The following is a 16126-nucleotide window of genomic DNA, read 5'->3' as shown; positions in this document are numbered from 1 at the left end:
GTTAGGCCGCGATGAACTCGTTCCACTTGCGGACCATGTAGTCGTTCTCGTCCATCACGGCGTTCCAGCAGGCGACGCCGCCCATGCGGTCCTCGTAGGAGCCGCCGTCGCGTACCGCGCCGGCCTTCTCGAGCAGCGAGCCGTCGGGCGCCTTGATGTCCTTCTCGGCCGGCTTGCCTTCCATCCAGTACGCCCACTCGTACGGCTCCATGTGCGCCTTCGCGGTAGAGAGCACGGCGGAGTAGTAGCCCTGGCGGTTGAGATAGGCACCGGCATAGCCGGACAGGAACCAGTTCACGAACTCATAGGCCCATTCGAGCTTTGCACCCGACACGCCCTTGGAGACGCAGAAGCCCGAGGCCCAGGAGCGATAGCCTTCCTTGAGCGGCTGGAAGGTGCAGGGGATGCCCATCGAGCGCACCTTCGTCACGGCCGGCGACCACATCGACTGGATCACGGTCTCGCCGGAGGCCATCAGGTTGACGCTCTCGTTGAAGTCCTTCCAGAAGGCGCGGAATTGCCCCGCCTTCTTGGCTTCGGTCATCACCTTCATGGTGAGATCGATCTCTTCCTTGGTCATGTTGCCCTTGTCGGCATATTTGTACTTGCCGGTGGCTTCCACGACCATCGCGGCATCCATGATGCCGATCGAGGGGATGTTGAGGATCGAGGCCTTGCCCTTGAATTCGGGGTTGAGCAGCTCGGACCACGAGCTGATCGGGCGCTTGATCAGGTCGGGACGGATGCCGAGCGTGTCGGCGTTGTAGACGGTCGGGATCAGCGTGACGAACTCGGTCGCCGACGTCGCGAACTTCTTGGAGTCCTTGCCTTCGAGATAGAGCACCTTCCAGGGCGCCGTGCCCTGGCCGCCGATCTTCTTGCCGCCGGGCGTCTCACCCTTGGTGAAGACGGGCGTGATGTTGTCGAATTCCTTGATCTTCCTGGCATCGAGGGCAAGGATGTTGCCCGACGGCACGATCTTCTTCAGCGAGAAATATTCGGTGTCCAACACGTCGAAGGAGTTGGGCTGGGTCATCACGCGCTTGGTGACGTCGTCGGTGGTCGCGGTGATGTATTCGATCTTGATGCCGGTGTCCTTGAGGCACTGCTTGGAGATGTCGTCGCCCTCGTTCACGGCGGTGCCGAGATAGCGCAGCACCTTCGCATCGGCCGATTTCACATAGGGGAAGCCGGTGATTGCGCCGGAGCCGGCGGCGAGGCCCGCGAGACCTGCGGTGCCCTTGAGCAGCGTGCGGCGGCTGACGCCCTTCGTCCTGGTGGTCTCGGTCATATCAGTCACTCCTCTGTTGCGCATTCCAGTGATCGATCGGCGCTATTGCAGGCGTTGCGCCTTGGCGGGATCCCAGGTGGCCAGCACGCGATCGCCCGGACGGAAGGGGTGGACGTCGAAGGCGGCCTCGGGGAGGTGGGAGAACAGGGCGGTGCCATCGTCGAGCGTGAGCGAGACGGCGATGTAGGAGCCCTGGTACTCGGTCTGGGTCAGCAGCGCCGGGGCGCCGAACGCGCCCTCGGCGAACGGCGCGATGCCGAGCTGATCGGCGCGCACGGCGATGAGGTTTCCGGCGTCGCTGAGGACGTTGTGGCCGCCGATGAAGCGCGCCACGAATTCGGTGCGGGGGCGGTGGAAGATCTCGCGCGCGGTGCCTTGCTGTTCGATCCTGCCCTGGTTCATCACCACGATGTGGTCGGCGAGCGCCATCGCTTCTTCCTGGCCGTGGGTGACCTGGATGAAGCTGATGCCGAGCTCGCGCTGAAGGCGCTTCAACTCGCCGCGCATCCTCACCCGCAGGAACGGATCGAGCGCGGAGAGCGGCTCGTCGAGCAGCAGGATCTGCGGCTCGGTGATCAGTGCGCGAGCCAGCGCCACGCGCTGCTGCTGGCCGCCGGAGAGTTGGGCCGGGAGCCGGCCCGCATAGGGTGTCATCGCCACCAGCTCGAGCAATTCGCCGGCGCGCTTGTGCCTGGTCGCGCGGTCGACGCCGCGCATTTTGAGGGCAAACGCGACGTTGTCGAGCACCGTCAGATGCGGAAACAGCGCGTAGGACTGGAACATCATCGCCGTGCCGCGCTTGGCGGGCTCGAGGTCGGTCACGTTCTGCGCACCGAGAATGATGTCGCCTTTGCTGACCGCCTCATGGCCCGCGATCATGCGCAAGGTCGAGGTCTTGCCGCAGCCGGAGGGGCCGAGCAGGCAGCAATAGGTCCCGGCCGGAATCTTCAAATTGACGGTGTCGACCGCCAGTGTCGTGTCGTAGCGCTTGGTGACGGCGACCAGTTCGAGAGCGGCGGGAGTGGCCATGGCGTGTCCAAGGGAGGGGCGATGCTCCCGTCTCTCCGCAAGGTCCGTGCCAACCGCCCTTGGCCGGCTGAATTCCAGAACTGTGCAGCAGAGTCAGGTCGTTAGCCCGTCTTATTCGTCAGAGGGCGCCTGAGAGGCTGGCGAGCGTGGTGTAAAGCGCTGATGCGGCGTAGGATTCGGTTGCGAAGCCAACCCCATCACCTTCAGCCGCGAACACCACGCCCGCCATGACCGACGATACGATTCTGCCCTTCTCGTTTCCAGCCGTTCACGCCAAGAAAGTCACAGCTGCCTTCGATGGCGGTCGGCTGACCTCGAACGGGGGCGTGATGCTTCTGGCGATGGCCGAGCGGCGTCTCGGCTTGGCCGACAATTTGGCCCGGGTGTTCCCGGATCGGCGCGATCCGACGCGGGTCGTGCACAGCCTGGTCGATATGTTCCGCGCGCGCATGTTCGCGATCTGCTGCGGCTACGAGGACGCCGACGACCTCGATCATCTGCGGTCCGATCCCGCATTCAAGCTGGCCTGCGGACGGCTGCCGGACACGGGTCGCGATCTGTGTTCCCAACCGACGCTGTCGCGTCTGGAGAATGCTCCGCGCCTGCGCGACGTGATCCGACTGACCTACACTTTGGTCGACGCATGGATGGATAGCTACCCGCGCGAGCCGGCATCCGTCACGCTCGACATCGATGATACCTGCGATGTCGTCCACGGCCATCAGCAGCTCTCGCTGTTCAACGCTCATTATGACGAACGCTGCTTCCTGCCGATCCACGTCTACGACACGGAGAAGAGCCGGCCCGTGGCGGTCGTGCTGCGGCCCGGCAAGACGCCGGGCGGCGTCGAGGTGCGTGCCCATCTGCGCCGCCTGGTACGGCATATCCGGACGCGGTGGCACAACACGCGAATTACGTTCCGTGGCGACGGGCACTATGCCCGGCCGGAGGCAATGGCGTGGTGCGAGACCAACGGCATCGACTACATCTTCGGTCTGTCCGGCACCAAGCCGCTCGCCAGAAAAGTCGACGCGGTCGCCGACGACATCCGCACGCGACGCGCCATCGAGAACCTGCCGGTTCTGCGCGGCTATACCGAGACGCGCCACAAGGCAAAGTCCTGGGATCGCGAACGACGCACCGTCGCCCGTATTGAGGCGACGATGCTCGGCCTCGACATCCGCTTCGTCGTCACCAGCCTCGATGTCGGCTCGGCCGAGTGGATCTACGACAGCCTGTATTGCGCGCGCGGCCAAGCCGAGAATCTGATCAAGCTGCATAAGACGCAGCTCGCCTCCGATCGCACCAGTTGCCGTTCGGCGCTCGCCAATCAAGTCCGCCTCGTTCTCCATACCGCCGCTTATTGGCTGATGCTGACCGTGCGCGACGCCATTCCCAAAGTCCGGGAATTGGCCACTGCCGAGTTCGCGACGCTGCGTCTTCGGCTCTTGAAAATCGCCGCCCGGGTTGTCGAGACCAAGAGCCGCATTCGCCTTGCGTTCGCCGCGGCATGTCCCGAAGCCGACCTGATCCGCAGCTTGCCCGGCGCGCTGCTGCCGCTCGGTCCTTGACCGGTGGGGCGTCCGCCCGCGTTCACCCAACCCATCCCTCAAGCGCGTTGCAAAGTACCGGTCGTCAGGCGGTGAAAAGCCGAAGGCAATCCTGTGCGCCTCGTCAGCGGAGGTGTGCGGATGCACCAGTCGGACCAAAATACCGCGCTCTCACGAATAGGGCGGGCTAGTTCTTGGCGCTGGCGGTGGAGACCGCCGGCTTGGTGTCGCCGAGCGAGACCCAGACGTTGGGATCGCTCTGTGACTGGCGCTTGACGAAGCGGTAGCCGGTCTCCGTCCAGGCAACGACGTTCTCGTTCTGATTGTCGAGAACGAACTCGCCCTTGTCGGTCTTCACCGTCAGCACCGCGTGTCCTTCGCCCTTCTTGTCCCGCACGACGGTGATGAGCAGGGCCTCGCGCGGCCATCCGGCATCGATCAGCATCTTGCGCTTCAGCAGCACGTAGTCTTCACAATCGCCGTAACCGTCGGTCGGCAGCGACCACTTCTCGATCACGCCCCAGTGCTCCTGGTCGGTCAAAGGCTTGACGGTCTCGTTGACCCAGCGATTGACCTTGACGAGGTCGCGCCATGCGGCCTGCGACATCACGATGTCGCGCGGTTGCGTCGGCGCGCCCTGGCACTGGGCGGCATTATCCGCACAGAACTCGACCCAGCCGATCGGCGCACGCGTGGTGTCGCCGAGGCTCGCGTAGAGCAGACGGCCTTCGCTGGCCTGCGCTGCCGCGCTGATCCCGAAGAGCATGGCAGCCAGTGCCAGCCCTTTCCCCTGTCCCCTGAAGTCCAACATTGCGGCCCCCGTTTCTTGTTGGGACCACATTTCGCATGGAGCTTTTGAGTTGCCGCTAAGTCGGCCAAGTCAAGTCGAGACGAATACAAGTAAAAGGCGCGATGAATTCGATCTATACTTGAATCGAATTCGACTAAGATTTGAAATGACTTCAATTGATTCAAATTTTATCTATTAACGCGGAAACGCTGGCGGAACTGTTGTTTGCGCGCGCACGCGGCCCTCGCGTTAACCCGCGCGAGGCGGTCGCCGGACACGAAAAAGGCGGCGTCCGCATCGCGGAAGCCGCCTTCAGGGCTGGAAATACAGGCGTTTTAGCGTCCTTGCGCTTTACCGCGCGGTAACGCTCTCTTCGAGAGTCTCTATCGGCTGCTCGTGCATGAACTCCAGCGCGAAGCCGTCCTCGAGGTTTCGGACCACGCGGCCCTGGACCCGGCCGAGCAGCACGATCGATTTCACCGGCGGGCGGTTCTCCGCGGCAATGGCGGCACCGGACAGCGAGAGGTCGATGATGCGGCAGGTCATCTTGGTGCCGTCCTCGAGCGTCAGCACCGCGATCGGGTTGCGCGGCACGATACGGTCGTGGCGGCGATCCTCCGGCAGATTGAGGATGTCGCGGTTGGCAAGCCAGGTGAGCTGGGCCGCCAGCTTGTCGCGCTTGCGGGGCGTCGCCCCGACCGTCATGGCGAAGCCGTTGTCGATGATGCGGGTGATCTTGCCCTCGACCCGGCCGATATGGTCGAGATAAGCGACGACGCGGTCGCCGACATTGCCGATGCCGGGGGCCAGAAGCGCCAGTCCGCCCGGCGACATGTTGATCACCTGGCAGGGGAATTCCCGGCGGTCCGGCAGCATGTAGCGGCCGAGCAGGTGAACCTTCACCCGCTGGAAACGCCGTCGTTCCTCGGCGGCCGGAAGAAATTTTTTGTTCGCCAACGCCATTTTCACAACCCGACCCCCCGCCTGGCGGAGTCCGGGACGACCCTAAGGTGCACAGGGTTAACGCCGCGTTAGGATTGGGCGCGTCGATTACGGACAGACACAATGCGCTCGAAAAGCCACATCAGCGGCGGGCAGGCCAGCACCGTCAGCGCGCCGAGGTCGAGTGCCACCGCGGCCGTCCCGGCCGATTTGGCCAGCCGGCCGGCCACCGCCGGTCCCAGCATCATCGCGGCATAGAAGAGAGTGTAGAACACGCCCATGCCGATCGCCCTTGTTTCCGGCGCGAGCACGCGGGCGGCCAGGCTCATGATCGGGCCGGCCGGATGGCCGCCGATCAGGCCGATCAGGACGAGGACCGTGATCACCGCATCCGATCGCGGCAACCAGGCCAGCAGCCCGGCCACGATGAGGCTGGCTGCGGTCGCGAGCGTGAGCGGACGCTTGAAGCGGTCGGCGAGATAGCCGCCTGCCGGCACCGAGATCACCGACAGCCACATCACGAGGCTGATCGCGGAGCCCGCCGCCGCAATGCTCCAGCCGCGCTCGGCGAGCAGGGAGGGGCCGAACGAGAAGATCATGGCGAAGCCGACATTAAAAAGTCCCCAGATCAGGCCCGCGACGATCACCGCCAGCAGTGCGAGGGGATCGAGCCGGCCTGGGCCGGCCGCGCTGACTGTGGCTCCCGGCGGCGACTGATAGAGCGTGACCAGCACAATACCGATTGCCGTGAGTGCGCCCGCCGCCAGGAACACCGCGCTTGCGCCATAGGCCGTGCCGATCGCCGGCAGCACCAGCAGCGAGATCGCGACGCCGGCCGGCCAGGAATTGACGAAGATCGCCATCGCGGTGGCGATCTCCTTCCCGGCGAACCAGTCGGTGCCCATCTTGGTGAGCTGCACCGTCAGCAGCACGCCGCCGGCGCCGGAGACGAGCCGGCCCGCCATCTGCCAGCCCCAGATGTCGGTGGTGGCCATGACCAGGCTGCCCGCGGTCATCAGCAGCAGCGCTGCGATCGTCGTCGGCTTGTCGCCAAGAGTCCGGCCGATCGCGCCGCCCGGCAGCGCCAGCAGGATGCCGGGGGTGAAATAGAGTCCGATCAGGATGCCGATATCGGCGAGCCCGACGCCAAAGGTCTGTTGCAGCAACGGCGCGACTGCGGCCACGCTCTGGAACTGGAACGCGATGGTGAGGCGCACGACGAACAGGATCGCAAGAATGCCCCAGCGATTGCGCAACGTCTCATCTCCCCAAGCCCTCTCTCGAAGGTGCGGTGGAGAGGGACGAGAGTCAACCGGCTGTCTTCCTCGTCGCGCGTCCGTAGAGAAGGCACAGCAGCGCCAGCAGCACCGCGGCCGAGAGCCCGAGCGACCAGTGAATGCCGATCGCCGCACCGAACAGGCCGACGGTGATGCCGCTGAAGGCCCGCATACCGAGCCCGGCCATGTTGTAGAGCCCGACGACGCGGCCGCGGATGTCGTGCGGTGCGTTCAACTGCACCAGCGCCTGCGCCATGGTGTTGAAGGACAGCTCGAAGAAGCCGGCAAAGAACAGCAGCACGATCGCGACCGGATAGATCCGCACCGCGGCGAAGCCGAGCAGCGCCACGCTCCACAGCATGGCCAGCATGATCGCGGTGCGCGGCGTGCCCTTCAACCGTCCCCAGGATTCCAGCGCGATGCCCGCAAGCAGTGCACCTGCCGCGTCGGCCGCGAGCAGCACGCTGTAGGAGACGCCGGGATCGCCGTGGCCGAGATCGCCGGCAAACCCCGGCATCTGGGCGTGATAGGCGTTGCCGATCATGAAGGAGGTGAGGCCGGCGAGCCACGTCATTGCGGTCAGCACCGGCTGCGTGCCGATGGCACGCATCGTCAGCACGATGTCGGCAAGGCCGCGCATGGCGAAGCGCCGCACCGCGACGCTCTTGTCGCGCACCGGGGCCCAGAACAGCCAGAGCAGCATCGGCAGGTAGAACAGCGTGTTGAAGATGATGCCGTGCGAGGTGCCCAGCGTGAGCATGATGACGCCGCCGACGGCGGGGCCGACCAGGATGCCGAGATAGCGTGCCATCGCATTCAGGCGCACCGCGCTCGGAAGATCCGCGGGACCGACGAGGTCGTAGAGCAGCAACTGGTTCGGCGTCTGCCACAGCACGCCGGCGCAACCATGGATCACCAGCAGCAGCATCGCGTGCCACATCTGGATGGTGTCGGTGATGAAGAAGAAGCCCCATCCGGCCGAGGCCACGATGAACAGCAGCATGCCGCATTGGATGATGCGCCGCGGATCGAACCGGTCGGCGAGCCCGCCGACCGCGACCGAGAACAGCAGGAACGGCAGCCAGTGCGACAGCACGGCAAAGCCCCCCAGCGTAGGCGAATGGAATTTCTGGAACACCACCCAATAGCTGATCACATGCTCGATATTGTCCGCCATCATCGCCAGCACATAGGCGATGAACTGGAGCCGGTACGGCACCGACTTCATCGCCGCGAACGATCCGGACGCGACAACAGGATTTTGGGGAAGGGGGTTCAAGCGATCACCTGGGTGGGACCCTTGGGGCCATACACGTTCGCCGCCAGCCGCTCAAGACACTTGGGTGTGTGTCCGTAGCCCGCAATCCGGGACCGCCGACCCCGCATTCCGCAAAGCTCCATGCGGGCTACGAAGCAGCGCGTCACGCGATCTCCGTCGCCAGAAACGACCTGACCACCGCAGCAAACTCATCCGGCTTGTCATATGGCAACCCATGGCCCGCATTCGCGATCACCTCATGGCGGAGGTGTTGATTGAGCCCCTGCAGCTCCCGCGCCGTTTCGACGGAGACAACGCCATTGTCTCCGATGACAAGCAGGCTCGGGACGGCAATGGCTTTGACAAGCCCGCGATAATCCGGGTTCGGCGGCGTGAGAACCTCGAAGGCGCTGATCTCGGTCCGCAGCCGCGCATCAACGATCAGGTCAAGCAGCTCGGATGAGCGGTGCGGATGCCGCCGCCGGGCCTCGGCCAGCGCCTCGTCCTTGTCCCGGGCGAGAAGTCGGCGATGCTGCTCGGCGACATCACTCTCGTAAACCTCGCGCTGGCGCTCCGGTGGCAGGAAAGTCGGATCGGCGAGGATAACGCTGCGAATGGCCGTACCCATCTCGCTCGCCACCACGGCGGCGGTCATGCCGCCCATGGAATGGCCGAGCAGGATCGGGGCAGTCAGCCCGAGCGCGTCAATGAGGCCGATGACGTCGCCCGCGAGATCGCGGTACAGATACCCGCCGGACGGTGCGCTCGACGCGCCATGTCCTCTCGCAGAGGGCATGATGACGTCGTAGCCGTCCTCGAGAGCGCGCGCCAACGGTGTCCAGCAGGCGCCGCTTCCGGTCAGACCATGCAGTGCAATCAGCGCAGGCTTGTCGTCCCCGGTCCGTAAATAATGGATGTCGATGCCATTTGCCGCGCAGGTTCGGCTCGTCCAGTTTGTCATTCGCAACGACTGTCAAAGAATCAACGCCGACGCCATCCTACCCCAGCGTCTTGAGGTAGACCGCATAAGGCACGCCCAAAATATCCGGCGCCTCGCGAACCCTGGTAAATCCCATCCGCTGATACATCGGCAATGCGACCGTCATGATCGGCGTCGTGTGCAGGGCGATGACCGGCGACCGGTCGCGCTCGGCGCGGCGCAGGCATTCCTCGGTCAATTGCCGGCCGATGCCCTTGCTGCGCGCGGCCGGATCGACCACCAGCATGCGGATGACCGGCCAGGCCGGATCGAAGAAGGCCGGCTTCGGGGCTTGCGGACCGACATAGGCGACGGCGCCGACGATCTGGCCGCCATCCTCGGCGACGATGATCTCGCCGGTTTTGGCAAGCTCCGGCATCTTAGCGACATGGGTCGTAAACAACGGCCAGTCGGAATAGTGCCGCTCGAACTCCGCGAACGCCGCGAGAGCGACGCGCACGATCGCTTCGGTATCCGCTGGCTGAAAGTCACGCAGCATCGGCGTCATCCTCGATCGTAGCCCGGATGGAGCGAAAGCGTAATCCGGGACACGCTGCGCCATACGGGCTAGGAGCCCGTCTCATCCTAACCCAGCGTCCGGATACAAGCCATTTACGGGTTTGCGCGAGTCGTCAGTATTGACACTTGGCGGCCGCCGAGCCACCTTTCTTTCAGGTGGATACGACCTGCCGCTTGCACCCTTTACGGGATGGTGAACGTATCGCATGCATCGTCTTGGCCCCTTTGCCGAACAACGGGTCAGCAACGCAAGCACTGGCTTCCCGAAGTGTTCAAGCAAAGGAGTAAGCCATGCGCGACTTTCGCGATGCTAAAGATATGGCGCGCACGCTGCGCGCCTCTCTCGCCTCCAAAGGTCTCAAGATTTCGGTCGCCGAAAGCCTTGAGCTGACCGCCGAGCTGTTTGGCTTGGCTGACTGGAATACGCTTGCTGCCGCGATCCGACGCGGACCGCCGGCGTCTGACACGGCCTCGGCTCTGCCACCGCGTGCGAGCATCAAGTGGCCTTCGGGATTTACCCGCGAGCTCGATCTGACTCTGAACAGGGCTCTCACTTACGCCAAAGCGCGAAAGCACGAGTTTGCGACGCTGGAGCATCTCTTGCTTGCGCTGCTGGACGATCCGGATGCCTCGGAAGTGATGAAGGCCAGCGAGGTTGACCTCGAAGCCCTGAGGCGCACCACAGTCTCCTATATCGACGATAAGCTGAGCACTTGGGTGATGATCCGCGACGAGCGCGACACGACGCCGACGGTTGCATTTCGACGTGTGGTGCATCGTGCGACCGTGCGCAGCCTGAAACGTGAAACGAGTGGTCTGGACGTGTTGGCGACCATGTTCAGCGAAACTGCAAGTCCTGCGGTTTGGCTCCTGAGCGAGCAGGGCATGACCGGCGAAGGTCTTGAGAGAGCGCCTCCTCGCGCAAGTTGAGAGAACAGTGAACCTTCTGCCCCGGTGCATTTGAGGTATGCACCTTGGTATTTGCAACGCCCCACGGCTGTCATAGGCTGATCGTCGGCCGCACCAATCAATCATAACAAGCAGGCAGCGAGGAAACAGCCATGGACCAGATCCGCGTCTGCACTCACGCAGGGCCGGGCTCGGAGCCCGTCATCAAGACCGTGCCATGGCCGAAGGTCGGCAAAAAGGCTGCGCTGATCAAGGTCGGCGCCTGCGGCGTCTGCGGCACCGATCTGCACATTCTCAAAGGGCATTGGCCGAAGCCGTTACCCTGGCCGTTCACGCTCGGCCACGAGCTCGGCGGAATCATCGTCGAGTGCGGCGACGAATTCACCGAGGACTTCATGAGCAAGCCGCTGAAGGTCGGCTCGAAAGTGATGATCCCGCCGCTGATGCCCTGCGGCCACTGCTATTTCTGCATCCATTATCCGCAGACCGCCAACAAGTGCCTGACGCCGGTCTATTACGGCCGCTATCTCGGCTTCGACAAGGCGCCGCATATGTGGGGCGGCTGGGCCGAATATGTCTATGTCGACCTCGAGATGCTGCCGGGCACCAAGATCTACAAGCTGCCCGACGACATGTCGCTGCGGCTGGGCGCGCTCTCGGAGCCGCTGACTTCCTGCATCCGCGCCTTTAACCGCGCCACCCGCGCCGGTGGTTTTTCCTGGGGCGACACGGTGGTGATCCAGGGCTCGGGTCCGATCGGCATTCTCGCGGTCGCGGCCGCCAGGGAGATGGGGGCGGGGCGCGTGATCTGCGTCGGCGCGCCGGAAGAGCCGCGGCTCAAGCTCGCGCGCGAGTTCGGCGCGGAGGCGACGGTGAACATCGAGGAGATCAAATCGCCGCAGGAGCGCATCGCGTGCGTCCGCGAGATCGTAGGCCACTTCGGCGCCGATCTCGTGATGGATTGCTCGGGACATCCGACCGCCGGCCCCGAAGGCATCGAGATGCTGCGCGACGGCGGCACCTATGTCGAGATGGGTCAGTTCACCGATGCCGGCTCGATCGAGACCTCCTGGCACCGCATCTGCACCAAGGACCTCAACGTGCTGGGATCCTGGGGCTTTACCGGTAATGATCTCCCGCTCGGCGTCGACATGCTCTACCGCACGCGTGACAAATATCCCTGGCTGAAGATGCAGACGATCTATCCTTTTACGGAGGAAGGCGTCGCACAGGCGGTGAGGGATGCGATGGCGATGAAGACGGTGAAATCGACCATCGTGCCGTGGCCGGAATTGGTGGACTAGACAATGCCGTCCATTCCACCCGATCTCGCTGCGTTCCTGGTCGAAGCCAAGCGGCGCACCTATGCGGGGCTGGACGACGACGCGACCGTGGTCGCGCCGCTGCTCGCCGGCTCCAAGCAGCTCGAACATCGCGCGCCACCTTATGCCTATCGCGATATCTATTTCGGGATGGGGTTTTTCGTTGGCCAAGAGACCGTGTCACGGGATGACCATGTCATCTGGTCGATGAGCTACAGCGGCGGCGCCCGCGCGGACATCACGGATCGGTCCACGCTGCTCGAGATCTACAAATTCCTGCGCCGGGCGCTGTTGGGCGTAAGCGTCGAGGAGCCTTATCTGCGGCGTGACCTACCGCAACGAGGCCGAGGGCTCGCTCGATCGTTTCCGCGGCGTCGAGACGATCTCGCGGCATGATGGCGCACCGCTGTACGAGCTGCGCTATAGCGGTGGTTTGTTGCGATAATTCTTGAACCTTGTAGCCCGGATGGAGCGCAGAGCAATCCGGGGCCGCCGGTCCCGCATTCCGCTCCATGCGGGCTACGAGCCTGAGTTTGGAAGAGGGCTACAATGACAGACGAACCTAACCCGCGCACCCGCTCCCCCTTCAACGCCATTCGCGCGATCGACTACACCGTCATCTTCGTGCGCGACATGGCGGCGATGCGCCGGTTCTACGAGGACGTCCTCGCCTTTCCGCTGCTGCGCGAGCTCTCGCCGAACTGGATCGAGTACGGCCTGGGCGGCAACACGCTGGCGCTGGCGAGACCGAGCCGGACCGCGGCCGACGCGCCGACGCCGGCGGGCAGCGCCTCGCTGCAACTGGCCTTCAAGGTGTCCGCGACCGAGGTCGATCAATGTGCCGATGAACTGGTGCGGCAGGGCGTGGCGCTGCTGTCACCGCCGACGAACCAGTCGTTCGGACACCGGACGCTGTTTTTTCGCGATCCCGACGGCAATTTGCTGGAGGTCTATGCCGAGATCTGAGGCGCCCAAAAAGTTCCATCGGGAATCCCCGATCTATCCATGTTAAGGTGAAACTTAGGCCCAGGTTCCGACTTTCACTTCACGGGAGAGGTATCGTGAAGCGAATCCTGAAACCCGTTACTTACATCCTGGCGGCCATCTACTTCCTGGTGGATGCCGTCTTCATGGCCGTGGCGCGGCCAATGGCGCGCTGGATTGGGCGGCATTTCGAATTCAAGTGGTTGCCCACCTGGATCAGGTCGCTGTCCCCTTATCCCTCGCTCGCCCTGTTTTCCGTGCCCGTGATCATTCTGGAGCCGATCAAGCCGGTGGCGGCCTACCTCGCTGCAACGGGTCAGGTCGTGAGCGCCGCCGTGACTTTCATCGTCGGCGAATTGCTCAAGCTCGTGCTGGTCGAGCGCCTGTTCCATCTTACGCGCGACAAGCTGATGCGGATTCCGGCGTTCGCCTGGGCGTACGGCAAGTTCTCCGAGGTGAAGGCGTGGCTGCAGGCAACCGACGCCTGGCGCGCCATCCGCGCCCTGAGCCGCGCGGCGAGGGACACAGTTGCACGGGTCAGGGCGAGGCTGGTCGGCCGCTTCACCAAGCTGGCGACCTCCAGGGATTGATTAGACGCGCGCCAAGCGTTGTCCTCTATGCGAGCTTGCGTGCTGCGGCGGTGGCCTTGTCGCCCGTGTTCGGGGTGCCGGTGGGCTCGATGAGCATGAGGTGAACCTCCTCGCGTGCCACCGGGCGATGCTCGACCCCTTTGGGCACGACATATAGTTCTCCCGGGCCGAGCGTCACCGTGCGATCCCGCAATTCGATGTCCAGACTGCCTTTCAGGACGAGAAAGAAATCGTCGGTGTCGTCATGCTTGTGCCAGGTGAACTCGCCCTTCACCTTCACCACCATCACGTCGCAATCGTTGAAGGTCGTAACCGTGCGCGGCGACCAATGATCCCCAAAGGTCGCGAGCTTGTCGGCAAGCGATATGCTGTCGGCCATGTTTCCCCCTTTGCGCTCTCGTGAGGCACGATTTGGGATCGAATGACCGACGTGGCAAGGCCAGCTATTTGACATGTCCTGATAACATGGCCTCCGCCCATTCCGGGCGGCCGTTGGCGAGCGCCTGCGCGGACGCGGCTTCCCAGTCGTATTCCAGGGCCAGCAGTTCGACTTGCCAGCCTCTTGTTCGTTTCGTGAGGATCGCGTAGCGGGCGTGAGGCGAGCGATGCTCCAGGTTTGCGGCAAAAGGAATGTCCGCGAACACCGGGCAACCAACGCTGCCGGGATTGAGGACCAGGCGGTCGCCCGGGCCCTGAACAGCCGCCTGGCGGTGGCTGTGACCACACAGCACGACACGCGCCGTTGGCGCGCTCGAAAGGCGCGCGGTCAGCACGTCGCGACGCGCCGGCACGAAGCGGCCGTCCTCGAGCGCTTCTTCGAGCAGGCACGTCGTATCGTCGTCGGGTGTGCCGTGGCAGGCCAGGATCCCGTCGTCCAGCCGTATTTGGGAGGGCAGGCTGTGAAGTGCGCGGCGCTGCTCCGCGGTCAATGCGCTACGCGCAAACAGACCTGCCGGCGAGAGCTTGTCGTCTGGAAACTCCTCAATCCAGCGATCATGATTTCCGCGCACCGTCGGCAACGACAGCGACTGGAGAGCCTCGAAAGTTTCCTTTGGCCACAGCGGGCTGGTGACGCAATCGCCGAGGTTGACCGTACGATCGACGCCGCGCGCCTTGATGTCGGCCAGCACCGCTTCCAACGCAGCGAGATTGCCGTGGATATCGGAAATGACTGCCAATCGCATCGTCGTGCTCCCCGTGCTGCTTTGCCTGAACTTAACTCTGCCAGGTCACCGGACCTATCTAGTATCGGCTGATGGGACGTTCACCAACCAGCCATGGCTGATCTGATGTTCCTTCACCACCGTCGCGCCGACGACCTTGGTCCCCTCCAGCTCCCGCACGATCCGCTCGTCCGGCCCGACGATGCCGCGATCGAACTCGCGGTCCGGCGTGACGAGGATCATGCGCTGGCCCATGATGGCCGGGCGTTCGGCATAGATCGCGCAGCCCTGGCCGGGTTTGCAGTGCCGGCACCAGCTTCCAGCCGGTATGGCCAGCGCCTCGATGGCCATGACCTTGCAGCAAAGCGTGCAATCGCCGCAGGCGCGTTTGGCGGAAGGCGTCACGCGGTCCCCCTCTAAGTGTCTGTTCCAAAACATGTTGAGTCGAATGAATCGGTTGTGATTCAAGGTGAGCGGCCTGATTCGATGGGGACGCGCCGCCAATGTGGACTACCGAGAACCGTGCACGCTACGACCGCAGCCGCCTGCGCTATCCGAGCGACTTGACCGACGAGGAGTGGGCGCTGATCGCGCCTCGCATCCCGCCGGCCAAGCGCGGCGGCAACAAGCGTACGGTGGACCTGCGCGAGATTGCCAACGGGCTGATGTACATCCTGAGCACAGGTTGCCAGTGGCGCGCGATCCCCAAGGACCTGCCGCCGCGCTCGACGCTGTATGGCTACTTCGATCTGTGGAGCTGGAACGGCACGCTCGATAAAATTCATCACGCCCTCTATGTCGAATGTCGCGAAAGGGCCGAGCGCGAGGCTTCTCCCACCGCCGCCATCATCGATAGCCAGAGCGTGAAAAGCGCTGAAAAAGGGGGCCTCATGATCTCCATGGCTACGACGCGGGCAAGAAGATCAAGGGCAAGAAGCGGCACATTCTCGTCGACACGCAAGGCCTCTTGATGCACGCCATCGTGCATGCGGCGGACATCCAGGATCGCGACGGCGGCGTGCTCCTGATGGCAACGTTGTTCGGCCTCTATCCCTTTCTTCTGAAGCTCTACGCCGACGGCGGATATCAAGGGCCACATTTCCAGAAGGGGCTGCGTAGCGCTCTGAAGCGCGTGAACCTCGAAATCGTCAAACGCTCCGATCAGGCTCACCGTTTCGTCGTCTTGCCCAAACGCTGGATCGTCGAGCGTACCTTTGCCTGGCTCGGGCGATGCCGAAGACTGTCCAAAGATTGGGAATGCTTCAATCACAGGGCGCTCGCCTTTCTCAAGCTGGCCTCCATCCGACTCATGCTGCGAAAGCTATGCAATCCAAGGTAATCTTTCCGGACAGACTCTAAGCCGGTTGGCTTCAAGTTAACGGAGGTGGCCGCGAACGTCAGATGCAACCTTTAGGCGCGGTTCTTTCCGTCAAGCCATGCATCATAGGCATGGTGATTTCAGAGCACTTGGCGTAAAGAGCGCCCTGATCACATCCGGCGTGCGGCCGGGCCGTTTGCCGCGC

17 protein-coding genes and 2 pseudogenes are annotated in these 16126 nt (G+C 63.7%); 8 read left to right on the top strand and 11 right to left on the bottom strand.

Going from position 1 to position 16126, the window contains the following annotated elements:
- Position 1: 1 nt before the first annotated feature.
- Together HAP41_RS31810 and HAP41_RS31805 are read right to left on the bottom strand one after the other, a co-directional pair.
- Positions 2-1291, bottom strand: coding sequence for an ABC transporter substrate-binding protein (locus tag HAP41_RS31810; RefSeq protein ID WP_071912606.1), 1290 nt, complete (start codon positions 1289-1291; stop codon positions 2-4).
- A gap of 42 nt (positions 1292-1333) precedes the next feature.
- On the bottom strand, positions 1334-2320 hold the full coding sequence (locus HAP41_RS31805) for an ABC transporter ATP-binding protein (RefSeq protein ID WP_071912608.1): 987 nt from the start codon (positions 2318-2320) through the stop codon (positions 1334-1336).
- A gap of 227 nt (positions 2321-2547) precedes the next feature.
- On the opposite strand from HAP41_RS31805, the gene HAP41_RS31800 reads away from it, so the two are divergent.
- Positions 2548-3891: an IS1380 family transposase gene (locus tag HAP41_RS31800; RefSeq protein ID WP_166053720.1), complete on the top strand. Its 1344-nt coding sequence runs from the start codon at positions 2548-2550 to the stop codon at positions 3889-3891.
- Between the two features lie 166 nt (positions 3892-4057).
- On the opposite strand, the gene HAP41_RS31795 is transcribed toward HAP41_RS31800, so the two are convergent.
- The 6 genes from HAP41_RS31795 to HAP41_RS31770 form a co-directional block, all read right to left on the bottom strand.
- Positions 4058-4681 carry a transglutaminase-like cysteine peptidase gene (locus HAP41_RS31795; RefSeq protein ID WP_166092028.1) on the bottom strand — a complete coding sequence of 208 codons (624 nt, stop codon included), beginning with the start codon at positions 4679-4681 and terminating at the stop codon, positions 4058-4060.
- Positions 4682-5011: 330 nt separating this feature from the next.
- On the bottom strand, positions 5012-5623 hold the full coding sequence (locus HAP41_RS31790) for a PilZ domain-containing protein (RefSeq protein WP_063982484.1): 612 nt from the start codon (positions 5621-5623) through the stop codon (positions 5012-5014).
- Between the two features lie 68 nt (positions 5624-5691).
- On the bottom strand, positions 5692-6858 hold the full coding sequence (locus HAP41_RS31785) for an MFS transporter (RefSeq protein ID WP_166092050.1): 1167 nt from the start codon (positions 6856-6858) through the stop codon (positions 5692-5694).
- 52 nt (positions 6859-6910) lie between these two features.
- The gene (locus tag HAP41_RS31780) at positions 6911-8107 is read right to left on the bottom strand and encodes an MFS transporter (RefSeq protein ID WP_063982486.1); all 1197 of its coding nucleotides are present in this window, start codon (positions 8105-8107) and stop codon (positions 6911-6913) included.
- A 193-nt stretch (positions 8108-8300) separates the two neighbouring features.
- Positions 8301-9098 (bottom strand): alpha/beta fold hydrolase, encoded by a 798-nt coding sequence (locus tag HAP41_RS31775; RefSeq protein ID WP_166092062.1) that lies wholly within the window; start codon positions 9096-9098, stop codon positions 8301-8303.
- 37 nt (positions 9099-9135) lie between these two features.
- Positions 9136-9615, bottom strand: coding sequence for a GNAT family N-acetyltransferase (locus HAP41_RS31770; RefSeq protein ID WP_206706246.1), 480 nt, complete (start codon positions 9613-9615; stop codon positions 9136-9138).
- 311 nt (positions 9616-9926) lie between these two features.
- Between HAP41_RS31770 and HAP41_RS31765 the strand changes: the two genes are divergently transcribed.
- The 6 genes and pseudogenes from HAP41_RS31765 (at position 9927) to HAP41_RS31745 (ending at position 13440) form a co-directional block, all read left to right on the top strand.
- Positions 9927-10565, top strand: a complete 639-nt coding sequence (locus HAP41_RS31765) for a Clp protease N-terminal domain-containing protein (protein WP_166092072.1) — start codon at positions 9927-9929, stop codon at positions 10563-10565.
- Positions 10566-10696: 131 nt separating this feature from the next.
- Positions 10697-11848, top strand: coding sequence for a zinc-binding dehydrogenase (locus HAP41_RS31760; protein WP_166092079.1), 1152 nt, complete (start codon positions 10697-10699; stop codon positions 11846-11848).
- Between the two features lie 3 nt (positions 11849-11851).
- A pseudogene (locus HAP41_RS50420) lies at positions 11852-12130 on the top strand (DUF5680 domain-containing protein); the annotation flags it as partial.
- Between the two features lie 61 nt (positions 12131-12191).
- The gene (locus tag HAP41_RS50780; RefSeq protein ID WP_256478302.1) at positions 12192-12311 is read left to right on the top strand and encodes a DUF5680 domain-containing protein; all 120 of its coding nucleotides are present in this window, start codon (positions 12192-12194) and stop codon (positions 12309-12311) included.
- A gap of 104 nt (positions 12312-12415) precedes the next feature.
- Positions 12416-12832, top strand: coding sequence for a VOC family protein (locus HAP41_RS31750; protein ID WP_014494310.1), 417 nt, complete (start codon positions 12416-12418; stop codon positions 12830-12832).
- 95 nt (positions 12833-12927) lie between these two features.
- Positions 12928-13440: a hypothetical protein gene (locus HAP41_RS31745; protein ID WP_166092083.1), complete on the top strand. Its 513-nt coding sequence runs from the start codon at positions 12928-12930 to the stop codon at positions 13438-13440.
- A gap of 25 nt (positions 13441-13465) precedes the next feature.
- Here HAP41_RS31745 and HAP41_RS31740 read toward each other — a convergent pair whose 3' ends face one another.
- From HAP41_RS31740 to HAP41_RS31730, 3 genes are all read right to left on the bottom strand, one after another.
- Positions 13466-13819 carry a cupin domain-containing protein gene (locus tag HAP41_RS31740; RefSeq protein WP_166092089.1) on the bottom strand — a complete coding sequence of 118 codons (354 nt, stop codon included), beginning with the start codon at positions 13817-13819 and terminating at the stop codon, positions 13466-13468.
- A 64-nt stretch (positions 13820-13883) separates the two neighbouring features.
- Positions 13884-14624 (bottom strand): metallophosphoesterase family protein, encoded by a 741-nt coding sequence (locus tag HAP41_RS31735; protein WP_063982494.1) that lies wholly within the window; start codon positions 14622-14624, stop codon positions 13884-13886.
- A 54-nt stretch (positions 14625-14678) separates the two neighbouring features.
- Complete coding sequence (locus HAP41_RS31730; RefSeq protein ID WP_176400472.1) at positions 14679-15008, bottom strand: hypothetical protein; 330 nt, start codon at positions 15006-15008, stop codon at positions 14679-14681.
- Positions 15009-15106: 98 nt separating this feature from the next.
- Between HAP41_RS31730 and HAP41_RS31725 the strand changes: the two are divergent.
- A pseudogene (locus HAP41_RS31725) lies at positions 15107-15942 on the top strand (IS5 family transposase).
- The last annotated feature ends 184 nt before the right edge of the window (positions 15943-16126 follow it).

The organism is Bradyrhizobium barranii subsp. apii, assembly GCF_011516635.5.
In the GTDB taxonomy this organism is placed as follows: Bacteria; Pseudomonadota; Alphaproteobacteria; order Rhizobiales; family Xanthobacteraceae; genus Bradyrhizobium; species Bradyrhizobium barranii.
Note: the sequence above shows the minus strand (reverse complement) of the source record. Positions and strands in the feature narration are given on the sequence as shown.

Coding starts and splice junctions, on each gene's coding strand:
- HAP41_RS31810 (WP_071912606.1), bottom strand. CDS start 1,291: ATGACCGAGACCACCAGGACGAAGGGCGTCAGCCGCCGCACGCTGCTC.
- HAP41_RS31805 (WP_071912608.1), bottom strand. CDS start 2,320: ATGGCCACTCCCGCCGCTCTCGAACTGGTCGCCGTCACCAAGCGCTAC.
- HAP41_RS31800 (WP_166053720.1), top strand. CDS start 2,548: ATGACCGACGATACGATTCTGCCCTTCTCGTTTCCAGCCGTTCACGCC.
- HAP41_RS31795 (WP_166092028.1), bottom strand. CDS start 4,681: ATGTTGGACTTCAGGGGACAGGGGAAAGGGCTGGCACTGGCTGCCATG.
- HAP41_RS31790 (WP_063982484.1), bottom strand. CDS start 5,623: ATGGCGTTGGCGAACAAAAAATTTCTTCCGGCCGCCGAGGAACGACGG.
- HAP41_RS31780 (WP_063982486.1), bottom strand. CDS start 8,107: ATGAAGTCGGTGCCGTACCGGCTCCAGTTCATCGCCTATGTGCTGGCG.
- HAP41_RS31775 (WP_166092062.1), bottom strand. CDS start 9,098: ATGACAAACTGGACGAGCCGAACCTGCGCGGCAAATGGCATCGACATC.
- HAP41_RS31770 (WP_206706246.1), bottom strand. CDS start 9,615: ATGCTGCGTGACTTTCAGCCAGCGGATACCGAAGCGATCGTGCGCGTC.
- HAP41_RS31765 (WP_166092072.1), top strand. CDS start 9,927: ATGCGCGACTTTCGCGATGCTAAAGATATGGCGCGCACGCTGCGCGCC.
- HAP41_RS31760 (WP_166092079.1), top strand. CDS start 10,697: ATGGACCAGATCCGCGTCTGCACTCACGCAGGGCCGGGCTCGGAGCCC.
- HAP41_RS31750 (WP_014494310.1), top strand. CDS start 12,416: ATGACAGACGAACCTAACCCGCGCACCCGCTCCCCCTTCAACGCCATT.
- HAP41_RS31740 (WP_166092089.1), bottom strand. CDS start 13,819: ATGGCCGACAGCATATCGCTTGCCGACAAGCTCGCGACCTTTGGGGAT.
- HAP41_RS31735 (WP_063982494.1), bottom strand. CDS start 14,624: ATGCGATTGGCAGTCATTTCCGATATCCACGGCAATCTCGCTGCGTTG.